Annotated in this window: 1 protein-coding gene and 1 pseudogene; both read left to right on the top strand. The window is 40.8% G+C overall.

Annotated features, from left to right (window positions below; all coding sequences use genetic code 11):
* Nucleotides 1-745 (top strand): ATP-binding domain-containing protein (locus L650_RS0122970; protein ID WP_029774537.1); only part of this gene is annotated, 745 nt, incomplete at its 5' end.
* A 313-nt stretch (nt 746-1058) separates the two neighbouring features.
* Nucleotides 1059-1704, top strand: a pseudogene (locus L650_RS0122965) (hypothetical protein); the annotation flags it as partial.

Raw genomic sequence — 1704 nt, 5'->3', positions numbered from 1 at the left:
CATTGGCCAGCTTGCGCTGGCGGTTAATACTAACCATAACGGTATTTTAAAATACGTAGAGCAACAAAGCACACAAGGGCAATTTAACGATGTTATTTTAGATTATGACTTTGTTGCAAAACCCATAGAAAAATTAATAAACAGTGCTGCTAAGCATTACGCTCATTATTTAAATTTAATTGCACAAGGGGCTAGTGTTGCAGATGTTCACGCGGCGTTTTCTCAATATCAACTATTAGCGGCCGTGCGTGAGGGGGATTACGGCGTAAATAGCTTAAACAGCCGCATTGAGCGCGCACTTGTGCAGCAAGGGTTGATATCGGTAAGCCCAAACCAGCGCCATTACAGTGGTATGCCCATTATGGTGAGCCAAAACGATTATCAACTTAAGTTGTTTAATGGTGATATTGGTATTTTAATGCCCGATGAAAGCGGGCAGTTAAAAGCGTTATTTATTGATGAGCAAAACACGGTTCGGGCGTTTTCACCCGCGCGCCTGCCTGCTCACGATAAAGTGTATGTAATGACCATACATAAATCGCAGGGCTCGGAGTTTAGTTATACTGCTATGGTTTTACCGCCGCTTAAACACGCCAGTATGGGCGTAAATAGGCAGCTGGTGTACACAGGCATAACACGTGCTAAAAACACCTTTGAGCTGGTGGCCGATAAAAAAGTACTGCAATTGGCCATGAGCAAAAGCGTATCAAGAGCCTCAGGATTGTATGAGCGCTTAAAATACTAATACCTGTTTATATTTAAAGATAGAACTAATTACTAAAAAACCTAACGTATTTTTATGCGTTAGGTTTTTTTTTGCTTTAGTACTGCCTAGTTACTAGGTATGTGTAAATAATACTAAATATTGCAATTATTTAAATTTAAGTAATTGAATATAAAGTCAATATAGGTTTAGCAGAATTTAAATGATAATAAATTGTTGCATTTTTGAGCGTTGTTCCTAATACTGGTCAATGCATGTGCGCCTGCACATGTGTAAATGAATACCTTAAGTACATAGGCATAAAAATAAAACACTGAACACATTAAGGATTTATATGAACAACTCTAAACGAACACACACACTTAAATATCTACTTTTTGCCAGCGCTGCGTTTTTGATGAGCTTTTCTGCACTGAGTAAAGATCACAAAATTATACTGATCCACGGCTTGCAGGTATCGCAAATAACCAATAAGTCGGGCAGCGATGTAATAAACGACGGTGAAACCTATTGGCAAACCTATTGGAATAACCGTGCTGATGAACGTATTGATTGGCCTGCCTATGAGCGCATTGAAGGTAAAATTGCAACCGATTGGGTATGGCCTAAATTAAAGCAAATATCGCGTTCTAACTTATGTGCTGATGGCTGTGTGCTAGTAACGCATTCAACAGGCGATTTAGTTGCTCGCCATATTATTGATAACCAAGCTAATTGGCTTGAAAATGCAGGCCTGACACCACTTAATATTGTGGCGACCTTTGATTTAGCGGGAGCAGGGGGCGGCAGCGAGCTTGCCGATATTGCTGTAAGTGCTTTAACTGGCGCAGCATGGAACTTTGCAGTGGATGCTGCACTCAAATGGTGGTTAGGCAGCGATGTAACAGAAGCGGTGGGCGTATTACACGATTTAAAAGTAAATAACGCACGCAAAATTTCGCCGTTTCCAGATGCGCGTACGCCGCGTTTACGTTTTGTAG

The organism is Pseudoalteromonas sp. TB51 (assembly GCF_000498055.1).
Classification (GTDB): domain Bacteria; phylum Pseudomonadota; class Gammaproteobacteria; order Enterobacterales; family Alteromonadaceae; genus Pseudoalteromonas; species Pseudoalteromonas atlantica.
This window is presented reverse-complemented; position numbering and strand designations above follow the sequence as displayed.